The sequence below is a fragment of the Clostridium estertheticum subsp. estertheticum genome (assembly GCF_001877035.1).
GTDB lineage: Bacteria > Bacillota > Clostridia > Clostridiales > Clostridiaceae > Clostridium_AD > Clostridium_AD estertheticum.
This window is the reverse complement of record NZ_CP015756.1, coordinates 3,134,882-3,149,260: the sequence shown is the minus strand read 5'-3', so window position 1 is coordinate 3,149,260 and position 14,379 is coordinate 3,134,882. Positions and strand designations below refer to the sequence as shown.

The 14,379-nt window shown below is 32.4% G+C and carries 18 protein-coding genes; all 18 read left to right on the top strand.

Annotated features, from left to right (window positions below):
- Entirely contained in the window at nt 1-765 is a 765-nt protein-coding gene (locus A7L45_RS14665; protein WP_071613482.1) for a CheR family methyltransferase, read from the top strand.
- A gap of 35 nt (nt 766-800) precedes the next feature.
- Complete coding sequence (locus A7L45_RS14660; RefSeq protein WP_071613481.1) at nt 801-2,843, top strand: chemotaxis protein CheA; 2,043 nt, start codon at nt 801-803, stop codon at nt 2,841-2,843.
- Nucleotides 2,844-2,855: 12 nt separating this feature from the next.
- Nucleotides 2,856-3,455, top strand: coding sequence for a chemotaxis protein CheC (locus A7L45_RS14655; protein ID WP_071613480.1), 600 nt, complete (start codon nt 2,856-2,858; stop codon nt 3,453-3,455).
- Between the two features lie 16 nt (nt 3,456-3,471).
- On the top strand, nt 3,472-3,831 hold the full coding sequence (locus A7L45_RS14650; RefSeq protein WP_071613479.1) for a response regulator: 360 nt from the start codon (nt 3,472-3,474) through the stop codon (nt 3,829-3,831).
- A gap of 12 nt (nt 3,832-3,843) precedes the next feature.
- A complete protein-coding gene (locus tag A7L45_RS14645) occupies nt 3,844-4,245 on the top strand; it encodes a chemotaxis protein CheW (RefSeq protein WP_071613478.1) in 402 nt (133 codons plus the stop codon).
- Between the two features lie 112 nt (nt 4,246-4,357).
- Entirely contained in the window at nt 4,358-5,353 is a 996-nt protein-coding gene (gene fliM, locus A7L45_RS14640; protein WP_071613477.1) for a flagellar motor switch protein FliM, read from the top strand.
- A complete protein-coding gene (gene fliY, locus A7L45_RS14635) occupies nt 5,346-6,587 on the top strand; it encodes a flagellar motor switch phosphatase FliY (RefSeq protein WP_071613476.1) in 1,242 nt (413 codons plus the stop codon). Before fliM ends, fliY begins: the two co-directional genes overlap by 8 nt.
- Nucleotides 6,588-6,734: 147 nt before the next feature.
- Complete coding sequence (flgM, locus tag A7L45_RS14630; RefSeq protein WP_071613475.1) at nt 6,735-7,007, top strand: flagellar biosynthesis anti-sigma factor FlgM; 273 nt, start codon at nt 6,735-6,737, stop codon at nt 7,005-7,007.
- Nucleotides 7,008-7,009: 2 nt separating this feature from the next.
- Complete coding sequence (locus A7L45_RS14625; protein WP_071613474.1) at nt 7,010-7,420, top strand: flagellar protein FlgN; 411 nt, start codon at nt 7,010-7,012, stop codon at nt 7,418-7,420.
- Between the two features lie 14 nt (nt 7,421-7,434).
- Nucleotides 7,435-8,991: a flagellar hook-associated protein FlgK gene (flgK, locus tag A7L45_RS14620; RefSeq protein WP_071613473.1), complete on the top strand. Its 1,557-nt coding sequence runs from the start codon at nt 7,435-7,437 to the stop codon at nt 8,989-8,991.
- Between the two features lie 39 nt (nt 8,992-9,030).
- Nucleotides 9,031-10,011, top strand: a complete 981-nt coding sequence (flgL, locus tag A7L45_RS14615; RefSeq protein WP_071613472.1) for a flagellar hook-associated protein FlgL — start codon at nt 9,031-9,033, stop codon at nt 10,009-10,011.
- Between the two features lie 105 nt (nt 10,012-10,116).
- Nucleotides 10,117-10,551, top strand: a complete 435-nt coding sequence (gene fliW, locus A7L45_RS14610; protein ID WP_071613471.1) for a flagellar assembly protein FliW — start codon at nt 10,117-10,119, stop codon at nt 10,549-10,551.
- Between the two features lie 43 nt (nt 10,552-10,594).
- Entirely contained in the window at nt 10,595-10,810 is a 216-nt protein-coding gene (gene csrA, locus A7L45_RS14605; protein ID WP_071613470.1) for a carbon storage regulator CsrA, read from the top strand.
- Nucleotides 10,811-10,822: 12 nt separating this feature from the next.
- On the top strand, nt 10,823-11,170 hold the full coding sequence (locus A7L45_RS14600; RefSeq protein WP_071613469.1) for a flagellar protein FlaG: 348 nt from the start codon (nt 10,823-10,825) through the stop codon (nt 11,168-11,170).
- A gap of 51 nt (nt 11,171-11,221) precedes the next feature.
- Complete coding sequence (locus tag A7L45_RS14595; protein ID WP_071613468.1) at nt 11,222-11,512, top strand: hypothetical protein; 291 nt, start codon at nt 11,222-11,224, stop codon at nt 11,510-11,512.
- Between the two features lie 12 nt (nt 11,513-11,524).
- Nucleotides 11,525-11,920 (top strand): flagellar export chaperone FliS, encoded by a 396-nt coding sequence (gene fliS / locus A7L45_RS14590; RefSeq protein WP_372445224.1) that lies wholly within the window; start codon nt 11,525-11,527, stop codon nt 11,918-11,920.
- Nucleotides 11,921-11,938: 18 nt separating this feature from the next.
- Nucleotides 11,939-13,948 (top strand): flagellar filament capping protein FliD, encoded by a 2,010-nt coding sequence (gene fliD / locus A7L45_RS14585; RefSeq protein WP_071613467.1) that lies wholly within the window; start codon nt 11,939-11,941, stop codon nt 13,946-13,948.
- 48 nt (nt 13,949-13,996) lie between these two features.
- Nucleotides 13,997-14,344: a hypothetical protein gene (locus A7L45_RS14580; RefSeq protein ID WP_207647738.1), complete on the top strand. Its 348-nt coding sequence runs from the start codon at nt 13,997-13,999 to the stop codon at nt 14,342-14,344.
- The last annotated feature ends 35 nt before the right edge of the window (nt 14,345-14,379 follow it).

Sequence of the window (14,379 nt, the reverse complement as noted above, 5' to 3'; positions counted from 1 at the left end):
ATGGATTTAATAGAATTTCAGCATTGGGTCTTAAAAGAATATAGTATAGATTTGTCAGCGTATAAATCTAATCAGTTGCACAGACGAATTTTGAGCTTAATGTCAAGAGTGGGAGTTAGTTCCGTAGAGGAATATATTAGTTTACTTAAAAAAGATCCCGCTCAAAAACAGAAGTTCTTAGATTTTATAACAATAAATGTAACAGAATTTTTTAGAAATCCTGAAATATTTGATGAACTTTCAAAAAAGATTAAGTCAGAACTCCCATATAATTCAGGACTTAAAATTTGGAGTGCAGCATGTTCTATTGGAGCTGAGCCTTATTCACTAGCTATGATTGTAGATAATTTAAATTCTCGCGGAAATCATAAAATTATAGCTACAGACATCGATAGTACAATACTTCAAAAAGCGAAAAATGGAGAGTATGTTTATTCAGAAGTTAAAAATGTTCCCAAACAATTTATGGACAAATATTTTGTAGTTAATGGGGACAAATACATAATTAGTCCTCAAATTAAAAAAATGGTTGAATTTAAGAAACATGATCTTATTTTAGATAATTTTGATAATAATTTTGATTTAGTAGTGTGCAGAAATGTAGTTATTTATTTTAATCAAGATATTAAGGATAAAATATATAAAAAAATAAGTGATTCATTAAAAAAAGGTGGTTTATTATTTGTAGGTGCAACTGAAAGTATATATAATTATAAAGAGTATGGATTTGAAAAAGCATCCACATTTATCTATAAAAAATTATAGGTGGACAAGCATTAAGAAATAATGAGGGGGATAAAATGGATACATCACAATATATGTCAATGTTCTTAGAAGAGTCTATGGAAAATTTACAAACATTGAATGAGTCGCTTCTTGAGCTTGAACAAAACCCAGAAGATATAGACAAGTTAAATGAAATATTTAGGGTAGCTCATACTATAAAGGGAATGGCAGCAACCATGGGTTTTAGTCAAATGGCTGAATTAACCCACAACATGGAGAATATCTTATCAGAATTTCGTGAGGGCAAACTTAAGGTAAACGAAAAAGTTGTAACTGTTCTATTTAGGTGTCTTGACACTTTAGAAAAAATGGTGAATAATATTTCAGAAGATATTTCAGAAGATATTTCAATAGACGAGATATTAAAGGATTTACTTGAAATGGCTGAGAGTGGTGAAAATCCAAAAGCCCAAGAAGAGAAAATTGAAAATACGCCACAAAACACTAGTAACGAAGATATGGGTGAGAGAGTAAGTCTTAATGAATATGATATTGATGTCATAAAACAAGCAAAAGAAAAAATGTATAACGCATTTGACATAAAGATTTTGATAAGTGAAAATACGCTATTAAAAGCAGCTAGGGCATTTCTCATTTTTAAGAGCTTAGAAGAATACGGAGAGATAATAAAATCGGTACCAGGAGCTGAGGATTTAGAAGATGAGAATTTTGAATTTGAAATAAATTTAATTTATATAACTAATAAGGAAAAAGATGAAGTTACTGATATTTTACTCAATATATCTGAAGTAGAAAAAGCAAATGTGGAGGATGTTGACATTGACAGCACTGCGGCTACTCTATCTGATAAATTAGTGGAAGTTAAAGGGATTGAAAAGGCTACTGAGGCTAAAATAGAAGAAGTGAAAAGCAAGCCTATGGTAGAGGGTAAAAACAAAGACAAGAAGGAAGTTGTAGCTCATAAAAAAGCGCATCAATCTGTTAGAGTTGAACTAGATAGACTAGATAAATTTATGAATATGGTATCAGAACTTGTAATTCATAGAACAAGACTAGAACAAATAAGTAGCGTTCATAAACTAACTGATTTAAATGAAACTTTAGAACAAGTAGCTAGAGCTACGTCTGAGCTTCAAGATTTGGTAATGAAGATTAGAATGTTGCCACTTGAAGTAGTATTTAATAGATTTCCAAGGATGATTCGCGATATATCAAAAAATCTTAATAAAGATATGGAACTTGTAATTCAAGGACAGGAGACAGAACTTGATAGGACAGTTATTGATGAAATAGGGGAACCATTACTTCATTTGCTTCGTAATGCAGCAGATCACGGTGTTGAGCCTAGTAGCGTGCGAATTGCTAAAGGAAAGAGTCCAGTTGGTACAATTAAGCTTATAGCTTATGCTGAAGGTACTAAAGCAATTATAAAGGTTGAAGACGATGGTGCAGGCCTGGACGTAGAGAGAATAAAGGTAAAAGCAAATGAATCTGGTATAAATACTGAGGGCATGACAGATGCTGATGTAAAAAATTTGATTTTTGCACAAGGATTTAGTACTAATGACAAAGTAACTGATATATCTGGGCGCGGAGTGGGTATGGATGTTGTCAAAACTAAAATTGCTGCACTTGGTGGAACTGTAGATGCGATAAGTGAGATTGACAAAGGTACATCTTTTATTATAAGATTACCATTGACACTACAAATAATCCAGGCATTACTAGTAAAAGTTGGTAATGAAACTATGGCTATCTCTCTTGGATATATTGATAGAGTAATAGATTATAAGGTAGAGTTAATTAAGAAGACTAATAATAAAGAAGTTATTGTATACAATGATAGTGTAATTCCACTTGTAAGAGTAAATGAAAAAATGGAAATAAAAAATATTGAAATTACAAAGAGATATATTGTCATTGTAAAAGTCGGAGAGAAAACTGTAGGCCTTTTAGTGGATTCACTTCTAGGACAACAAGAAATTGTAATAAAGCCATTAGGGCAAACATTACATGGAATAAAAGAATATATAGGAGCAACAATTTTAGGAGATGGACTTGTTACATTGATACTTGATGTTGCGGCTTTAGTCTAAGGAGGACATAATATGGATTATTCTGAGCTTACTCCTATGCAGCTTGATGTTCTACAGGAAGTGGGGAATATTGGTGCAGGCAATGCAGCGACTGCTTTATCAGAGTTACTGAATGAAAAAGTAGATATGAGCGTGCCAGCAGTAAATATTATTCCATTTGATGATATCTTTTCAAGTATAGACGTCGAAGTAGTAGTAATTGGTGTTGTTGTGCGAGTACTTGGAGATATACCGGGTAATATATTGTTTACTTTGGAAAAGGATGTTGCTCTAAGAATTATATCAGGGCTTGTAGGAAAAGAGCAGCAGCAAATAACAGAGATTGGAAACTCAGCACTCTGTGAGATTGGAAATATTATTTCAAGTTCTTTCATGAATGCAATAGCAGAACTTACGAAACTTGAGGTTAGGCCTTCCGTGCCAGCAGTAGCACTAGATATGATGGCAGCAATACTCTCAACGACCTTTATTGAAGCGGGTCAATTTGATGAGTATGTACTTGATTTAGAAACAAACTTTTTACAGGAAAATGAAAAAATAAGAGGGCATTTTTATTATATACCAATGCCCGGATCGCTTGAAAAAATATTAAATTCACTAGGTGTAAACTAATTGGAGGTATTATAAAATGGCTAGAGTATTAATTGTTGATGACGCTGCGTTTATGAGAATGATGATAAAAGATATATTGGAGAAAAACGGATTTGAAATTGTAGGAGAAGCAAGTAATGGACTAAAGGGTGTAGAATTATATAAGGCAGAAAAACCAGATATTGTTACTATGGATATTACTATGCCTGAAATGGATGGAATAGAAGCTGTTAAAGCAATTAAAGCATTTGATCCAGCAGCAAAAGTAATTATGTGTAGTGCAATGGGCCAACAGACTATGGTTATGGATGCAATAAAAGCTGGTGCAAGAGATTTTATAGTTAAACCATTCCAATCAGATAGAGTACTTGAGGCAATAAAAAAAGTTTTAGGTTAAAGGGGGAGAGTTATGCAAGTAATTGTATTTAAGGTTAATGAGGAACAATTTGCGGTTGAAGCATCAAGTGTTCAAAGCATTAATGATATGATGGAAATCACAAATGTACCTAAATCTGCTGCATACATAAAGGGACTAATTAATCTAAGAGGTAATATAATTTCCCTTTTAGATATTAATCTCCTTTTAGATATTGAAAAAGGCAGCATAGAACAAGAAAATATTATTATTTTAAATCTAAAAGAAGAGTCTGTTGGAGTAACTGTAGACCAAGTTGATGAAGTATTAGAAATTGAAACAGATTTAATTGAAAAGATTGAAACTGATAAAGATAAAGCCTATATTAAAGGAATAATAAACTTTAAGGATAGAATAGTCACATTAATTGATATTGGTAAACTTATTGAAAGATAAGAGATTCCCTTTCGGTAAGAGCTTATTTTTCTATAAGACTTATCGAAAGATAAAACTTTACTAAAAGTAAGTTAAATATTACAATTATATTACAGGGGAATGAGGTAGAATTATGGCAGAGGTATTATCACAAAGTGAAATAGATTCACTTCTATCTGCCCTATCTTCTGGGGAAATAGAGCCAGATCAGATTCCAAATGAAGAAGAAAAGCATAAAGTTAAATTATATGATTTTAAGAGTCCTCAAAAGTTCTCAAAAGATCATTTGAGAACGCTTGAGTTAATTCATGATAATTATGGAAGAATAATATCAAGTTATTTATCTGCACAGCTAAGAAATAATGTAAAGATTCAAATTGAAAGTATTCAGCAAATAACATATGAGGAATTTATTCATTCAATTCCTAATCCTACTATCTTAACTATATTTAAGATGCCACCTTTAAGTGGCTCTATATTATTTGAAACTAATCCTCAATTTTCTTTTCAAGTGATTGATATACTCTTAGGTGGAATGGGGAATAGGAAGGTTGCAAATAAGGAATTTTCTGATATAGATAAAAACATATTACGAAATGTTAATGCAGGACTTATAGCTAACTTGAAACTTGCTTGGGAAGATGTTTTGGACGTAGAACCAGAGATTGAGGCATTAGAAACTAATCCATCACTTAATCAAACACTAGCACCAAATGAACCAGTTGCTTTAATTACTTTTTCCGTAGAAATGGGTAAAAACACTACATTTATAAATATGTGTATACCTTATTTAAGTATTGAAAAAGTACTTGATAAACTGGTTGTTCAATATTGGTTTAGAGAAAATGATGAAGAAGTTGTAAATGAATCTAGAAATAGATTAAAAAGTAGATTAAATATAGTAAGTGTTCCAATGACTGGAATACTAGGTAGCACTAATATTACAGTAGATGAGTTTCTGCAATTAACTGAAGGTGATGTAATAACTCTTGATAATTCAAGTGATAGCCAAGTTAATCTATTTGTTGAAGATCATTTATGTTATACTGGCAAACCTGGTACTATAGGCAAAAACAGGGGAATTGAGATAATAGATATAATAGATAAGGATGTGGAAAATTATGAGTAACGGCTTTCTTTCACAAGAAGAAATCGACGCTCTCTTAAATGGAGACGGTGCGGATTCAACTCCAACTACAGACTCTGCAAAAGAGGCGAACTCGGCTGAGGGAGTAGATACTAAGGACATAAGTGCGGACAAAGATATAAAGACTGAATCTATAGAATCATTTGAATTAACTGATAGTGAGAAAGATTTGTTAGGTGAAGTTGGAAATATTTCTATGGGCTCAGCATCAACAGCACTTTCAACTATTGTAGGCCAGCCTGTTAACATTGCAACGCCAGTAGTTACGGTAAGCACACTCAAACAACTAAGAGGTACATTTGAGATCCCCAATATTGCTTTAGACGTTAAATTTACAAGTGGTATTGCGGGGGGGAACCTTTTAGTAATTAAGAATACTGATGCAGCAGTTATAGCTAGTTTGATGATGGGTGGAGATGGTAACATAGAAGGTAAACCAGAGCTATCAGAAATTGAACTTAGTGCAGTATCAGAAGCTATGAATCAGATGATTGGATCTGCTGCGACATCTATGGCAACAATGTTTGCAAGGGAAGTTAATATTTCACCTCCACAATCTAAAATATGGGATGAGGGTACTTCACCCTTAAATGATGATATAGGTGAAGATGAGCAGGTCGTTCAGGTAGCTTTTAAAATGACTATAGGTACATTAGTTGATAGTGTTATAATGCAAGTACTTCCTATAGAAACTGCTAAAAAAATAGTCTCTATTATGATGGGGACTGAAGCGAGTGAGGAGCCAGCGAAAGTAGTTGAACCTCCAATTGAGACAAAAACACCAGAAACACAACCAAAGGCTGATGATTCAGTACCACAATATGAATCAAATAGTGCGAAAGCTTCACCAGAACCAGAATATTATGCGAAACCAATTGAAAGACAAGAGCCACAAGTAGAGGTTCGCAAAGCGGCTTTTCAGCCTCTAAAAAAAGCACCACTATATAATAATCCTAGAAACATTGATTTAATATTAGATGTTCAATTAGAAATTTCTGTAGTGCTTGGTAAAACTAAAAAGAATATAAGAGATATTTTAAATCTTGGTACTGGATCTTTAATTGAGCTTGATAAATTGGCGGAAGAGCCAGTAGAGATATTAGTAAATGGCAAAAAAGTAGCATACGGCGAAGTTGTAGTAGTAGACGAGAATTTTGGAGTTAGAATTACTAGTATAATTAGTGGAGAAGAAAGAGTTAAAACTCTAACAGAATAGATCTGAAATTACATATTATATAAAAAGGAATAAAGAAAATTTATTCCTTTTTTTGTTTATCGTATAAACTTTAAAGAATTCTATACGATAATAGAAGTAGATAAGAAATTAGAGGCTCAAAGATATAAAAAGCTAGGAGTGAAAAAAATGAAAATAGATGGAGTAAAACCTAATGTGATTAATTTTTACAAAAAGAATACAAATAAAGCAGAGGTCAAGGTTACAAAAACGACAAAAGATACTATTGAGTTGTCAGCAGCAGGAAAAAGTTTAAGTGCTTTAGCATTAGATGGTAAATCAGTTAATTCTAATGAGGAAATAGCAGCTATAAAAGACAAAGTAAATAATGGTACCTACAACGTGGATTCAAAATTAGTAGCTAAAAAAATTATTGATAACATGAAGGGGAGAGATATTTAGTTATGATGCAAAAACTAAATGATGTTATGATAAACGAAACGCAATCGCTTAAGGTTCTTTTATTAGAACTTGAAAATCAACACAAAAACATAGTCACTAATGACATATTTGGAATGGAAGCATGCGTAAATAAAATTAAAGCAGCAAATAAAAACATAGCTCACATGGAAGTGTTACGACGAAAAATTACCGAGAATAAAGCTATGGGACCAATAATTGAGGCGGCGAAAAATCCAGAACTTGAAAAGAATTTCCATGCAATTAAATTGTTATTACAAGCTGTAGTATTACAAAAGGACACAAACGAGTTACTTATAAGACAAGGACTTAGTTTTACAAATAGAATGTTAAATGTATTAAATCCAGTAAGGGAAGCAAAAACTTACAATGGATACGGTAAAGTGAAAAAATAGTAGGAGGTGGGATAATGTCAGGATTATATTCAACGATGAACGTAGCAGTAAGAGGTTTGACCGCTCAACAAGGAGCAATAGATGTAACAAGTCATAATATAGCTAATGCTAATACCGACGGATATTCAAGGCAAAGAGCAACTATGGAGACTACAACACCATTTGGTATGCCATCTATGAATAACGCTATAGGACCAGGTCAATTAGGTACTGGTGTACAAATTTCATCCATAACGAGAATTAGAGATAGTTATTTGGATTACCAGATAAGAGATGAAAATGGTGCTCTGGGATTAAACCAGGGTAAAGAAGAGTTCCTTTCAAAGGTTGAGACCGTTTTTAATGGAGTTAGCGAGACTGGTGTGTCAAAATTGATAGGAAAGGTCTTTGATTCTTGGCAAGCGCTATCAACAAGCCCTGAACTTTCAAGTACAAGAACCGTAGTTGCACAGCAGTCTAAAGCACTAACTGACGAATTAAATAGCACTTATAATCAGTTATCAACCCTAAAAGGTGACTGTAATGCAGTTATTAAGCAGGATGTAGTAGATATAAACAGTATGCTTAATCAAGTAGATGAATTAAATCAACAAATAATAAAAGTAAAGGTTGGTGGAAATGAGCCTAATGATTTAATGGATAAAAGGGATTTGCTTGAAGACCAGCTAAGCACAAAATTTGGCATAAAAATTGACAAACAATCATTTGGAGGACAGGATATAAAAGTTACTGATAAAGATGGTAACAGTACTTACCTTGTAAAAGCAACTTCAAATACTGGTGTGAAAAGATTCTATTATGATGAAACTACAGAAAAAATATCTTTGATAGATAAAGATGATGTTAATATACCGCCACATAGTCCAATTGATTATACTCCCACAACAGGAGAGCTAAAGGGCTACATGGATGTACAAACTAATATAGCTACATATAAGAATAAACTAAATAGCCTAGCTAAGAGTATTGCATTTTCTGTGAATGCTGTGCATGATGGGTCGGCTACTAGTAATGATGGGATAGATGATTTTTTTGTCAATAGTACAAATCATACAACTGTTGGGGAAGCAGGAATTACGGCAGGAAATATTACAGTTAATCCAATAATTATTGCTGACACAACGAAAATAAAGGTCGGAGCAGGTGAAAACCCAGGGAAAACTGACGGAACTAGAGCATTAGCTATTGCACAGCTTAGAGATGTTAAATTCAAAATTCCAGATAATAGCGATGGGATTACTACTAGAGCTGGTTTTGGAAACACTATTACTGGGGGCACAACTTCACTGTTGACTATTAGTTCTGCTACGGATGGATCGACTATTGGGGGATATTTTACAAAAATCGTTAATGATTTAGCGATACAGACTCAAGAGGCCACAAGAACTGTAAAAAATCATGAAATACAACTTGCGAGTTTAGAGCAATCTAGAACTTCTATATCGGGGGTATCTTTGGATGAGGAAATGGCTAATCTAATTCAATATCAACATGCTTATGCAGCAAATGCAAAGATTATTTCAACTGTTGATGAGCTCCTAGATTTAATTGTCAATGGTTTAAAAAAATAAACAATAGAACTTAGAGTGTATTAATTAAGGAGTGAATATATGAGAATAACCAATAAAATGTTATCCAATAATTTTTTAAGGGACATGAAAACAAATTTAAATAATCTGAGTACGATTCAAACTCAAATGGCTACTGGTAAGCAAATAAGAAAGGCTTCGGATGACCCTTCTAAAGCTTCTAAGATAATGCAAATATATTCAGATATAGATGCAAATAAACAATATAATGATAATATTTCGAATACATCAAATTGGCTTGATGTAACAGACACAGCATTGGATCACGTAGGCAAAGTAGCTACTAGAATTCAAGAGCTTTTAGTTTCGGTGGGTAATGCTGGTTATGGTGATAATCAAAGAACAGCTGTGAAGGATGAAATTAATCAAAGGGTGTCAGAACTTTCTGAAATATTAAACACGAGTTTTGATGGCAAATATATATTTGGTGGGACAAGAGGAACAGATAAGCCTACAGCTGCCGCGGTTGTAACAGGTGCAACAGGTACAACTAATAAAGATAATACAACGTTGAGTTTAACAGCTGATAGTGCAACTGTAACAGATGTAGCTAATTCAAAAGCTAAACTTTCGGTTGAAATTTCTCAAGGGGTGACTATGGATTATAATGTAACAGCTTCTGATGTTGTGGATTTTGGAGGTGAAAAGAGTCTTACAAGTCTTTTAGCCAATATTACAGGCAATCTCGATGCTGGTAAAAATGTAGCTGATACAACGGCTGCTGTTAATGAGTTAACAACTACGGATTTAAAGGGTATTCAAAATTTTATGACTAATGTTCTGAAATTACGCTCGCAAGTTGGTGCTAAGCAAAACAGAATGGATAGTGCTTTAGCTAGAAATGTAGATCAAAACACCAATATGACAGAAATTTTATCCACAACTGAGGATATAGATATTACAGAAAAATCAATGGAATATGCTACAATGCAAACTGTGTACACGGCAGCTCTTCAAACTAGTGCAAAGGTACTTCAGCCTTCATTACTTGATTATCTATAATGGACAAATATAAATAATGAAAAATTTAAATCATAATTTTAAATAGAAAAATGTAAAATGAATATTAAGGTTAAAATGCTTTTTACTAAAGGAGTGAAGTGAAAAATGGAGCTAGTCACTAAGTATCATGGAGTTAGAGAATATAATGATGAAGATGTTATAAAGTTTAAAAAAGGTCTGCCTGGGTTTAAAGAGTTAAAAAAATTCATAATATTCCCAATAGAAAACAATGGCATTTTTAGTGTGTTACACTCAATTGAAAATACCGAAGTAGGTCTTGTTTTGGTATCTCCATTTACGATATCTCAAGAGTATGAATTTAAGGTACCAGACAACTGTGTATTAGAACTTAAAATAACAGAGCCAGAAGAAGTATTGGTTTTGACTACAGTAACTTTAAGTTCAAATGTAAATAAGATGACCACTAATTTAAAAGCTCCGATCATTATTAATACAAAAGAAAAAGTAGGAGAACAATTAATATTAGATAATGATAAGTATAGAATAAAGGAACCTCTATTTAAAGAGAATAGCAAATAATAATTGTTATTTTTACTAAAAAGCAGCGAGATGGGAGGTCTAAATGTTAGTAATAGGTAGGAAAAAAGGTGAATCACTGATGATAGGTGAAAATGTAGAAATAACAATAGTAAAGATTGAAAATGGTTCAGTGAAAATTGCTATAAATGCACCCAGAGAAATTGGCATTTTAAGAAAAGAACTTTATAAAGAAGTGATAGATGAGAATCAAAGAGCTATGGTTGTTGATGCATTGATGTTAGAAAAGTTAAAAAAATAAAAGGAGAGAAAAATGGATATTGGAGGTAACATTAAAAATGATTTTATAGATTTGAATAGTTATAATAAATACTCAGAAAACATTAATGGTTCTAAACCTTATGAGAATGATAATTTACTCAGTGAAAATGAGAATAGTGAAAATGAAATTAAGAGTGCAGTAAAAAAAGTGAATAAATTTTTAGAGGGCGATGGTACCCATCTGCAATATGATAAACATGACTTTTTTAATCAAATGATTGTAAAGGTCGTTGATAACGATACTAATCAAGTTATAAAAGAGATTCCCTCAAGGAAAATACTTGATGTGGTAGCTAAAATGTGTGAAATGGCTGGTGTTTTAGTAGATAAAAAAGCATAACCTTTTAGTATAAAAGGAGTAACCCACTAGGATAAAGTTGGGAGGTTTATTATGGAATTTAAATTAAATAAAATTGATGTTGAGATAAGACGCAGAGTAAAAGATACTACTAAATCTGGTGTTGTTCATAGAAAAGGGTCTATCGCTGTAAATAAAGATAGAAATCCAAAAAAAAATTCTGAGACCTACGAAGAGTTCAAGGGTGAAATTTCAAAATATAATAAAAAACATAAAATAACTATTGGAGCATTTAAAAATGAACAATATAATGTGCAGGTTTTTAAGGAAGCTTTAGAAAAAGAGCAAAGAAGTATTGGAAATTTTATAGATACTAAAAAGTAGGAGTGAAGGAGTATGGCGATGAACGCTTATGGTAATGCATTCAACACTTATAAAAGCAATAGTGTAAATTTTGCATCAAAGGACCAGTTGCTTTTAATGTTAGTAGATGGAGCTGCAAAATTTGCCAAAATAGGTAAACAGGCCATTTTAGAAAAAGATGTTAAAAAGGCTCATGAAAATATTGTAAAAACTCAAAATATATTTTACGAACTAATGGCTACGCTAGATGTGGAAATGGGTGGTGAATGGGCAAAAAGCTTAATGAAAGTATATGATTTTATAATTCGTCGACTTATGGATGCAAATATTAAAAAAAGTGAAGAAATTATGAATGAGGTAATACCACTAATCGATGATGTTCGCGATACTTGGAATGAAGCTTATAAAAAATCTAAAGGTGGAAAATAAAATAGGGGGTTGTTATAAATGACAAGTATTTATGCAAGTAGTACAAGCGCAACTAGTAGCACTTCAAGTGCTAGTTTATTAAGGATACCAGGTATGTCATCTGGTATTGATACGGATGCTGTGGTTAAATCTATGGTTTCGAACTATCAACTTAAGATAGATAAGGCAAATCAAGACAAGCAGACATTAACATGGAAGCAGGAAGGCTATAGGGATATTATTAAAGGAATAAAGGGATTACAGGAGTATTATGATCCACTTTCAAGTAAGTACATGTCATCAGGAAATTCCTTGAATACAAATACGGCGACTAATAGTGACAGTACTATTGTTTCAGGAAAGCCTAGTTCAAGTGCTAAAGCTGGGGTATATAAGGTGGAGGTGCAACAATTAGCAGAGCAAGCTAAAATTTCTGGGTCTTCATTAAATTCTATTGTTGATGTGAAAACCTCCGCAGAAGAATCTGCATGGAGTGGAGTTGTATTGAAGATAGGAAATACTACTCTAGGTGCCATAGGTACTATATCAGATACAAATTCAAATCTAACAGCTGTAGATGAAATTGTTGCAAATATTAATAGTAAAATAGCGGCAACTGCTTTAAATGGCACAGTTTCAGCATCGTATGTAAGTGATGCAAATGGTAATCATATAAAATTTACGACTACTGGCTCTGCCAGTTTAAGTATTTCTTCTACGCCTGCAAGTCCGGCAGTATTGGGTACAATTACTTCAATTAATAGTCAAATTTCATCAAGCTCAAAATTAACAGATTTAGGTGCTGATACCATGAGTTTTGAATTATCTTATGACTCAGCAACAACAACAAAACCAATAAATATTAGTGCCACTTCTACTGATACCATACAAAGTTTAATGGATAAAGTAAAGAGTGCAACTGGTGGAGCGGTTACAATGAGTTTGGATGATACAACTGGAAAATTAATTTTTCTATCAAAAAATTATGGTTCAGCGTCAAGTTTGACAATTAAAAATAGTGCCAATACAGGGAAATTGGGGATAGTTGATAATTTGATTCCAGTTTCAGGCAAAGATGCTATAGTATCAATTACTGAACCTGGACAAACAGCTACAACCACGACTCAAAGTTCTAACCAATTCGCTGTAAATGGTGTTACTTATAATCTTTCAGGGGTTAGTAAAGCTGGGGTTACTTCTAATGTAAGTGTAACAGCAAATTCAGACACAGCAGTGACTAATATCAAAAGTTTTATTGAGGATTATAATACTTTAATATCAACTATTAATACTAAATTAACAGAAACAAAAAATACTGCCTATGCTCCATTAACTGATGCACAAAAAACAAGTATGAGTGAAAGTCAAATTACAGCATGGGAAACTAAAGCAAAGGTTGGAGTGCTTAGAAAAGATGACTATTTAAGTACCTTAATGACTCAATTAAGAGGTGCAATTTATTCGCCAGTATACAATAGTTATGATAAAACAACACCGAACACTGGTAAAGTTGCTTTGAATTTTGGTACTTATGGTACTGGAGCTATAGGAATAGATATATCTAAAGACTATACTGATGGTGGTAAACTTGTAATTACTGATGAGGCTAAACTTAAAAACGCCATTACAAATAATATTGATGAGTTTAAAAAATTATTTATTGGAGCATCTAGCGCTACTTTAGGTACCAATGAAGCCTATATAGGTTCAGAAGAATACAATGAAGATGGCATATTTAAGAAAATGGACACAATAATGAGAGATTATGTATCAGCACCGGGACTTGGTGATGATGGTACTTACTCATTGAGTGGGTATATGAATATATTTGTAAATAAGCAATATGATCATAGTGCTTCAGGAACTTCTGGTAAAAATACACTGCCAGATCAAGTATATAGTAAAACTTTAAGTGTTGCTAAATTCAAAGCTCAACTTGAGGCAGCTTCAACTAGATATTATGCTAAGTTTACTGCATTAGAAACAGCTATGAGTAAGTTGAATTCACAACAGAGTTCACTTTCCTCCATGCTTGGTACAAGTTCTTAGAAGAAAGTGATAGCTGATAATAATCTTTGTCAATTTAACTAACATAAAGTGGGTGATAAATTGAATATAGAAGAACATTTTATTAATTATAAAAATATAACTTTAATTATTATTCAAACAGTTAAAGCAGAAGAATATGATAAATTAGATGAAATCTTTCTGCAAAGGCAGTTAATTTTAGATGAGATGAATACTGCTAATTATTCAAAAGAAGAATTAAACAAATATTATTTAAAATATGGAATAGAAAAATTAAATAAATTATTAGCTTCTGAAATGAAAGTTAAAAGAGAATATTTGTTAAAAAAAATAAAACAAAACAAAAAAAAGCAAGCAGGAATGGCAGGCTATAATAATATATCTGCTAAAGCAGTATTTTTGAGTAAAAAAATTTAATAGTGATTAGAGTAATTCAAAAAATAAAAACAAAA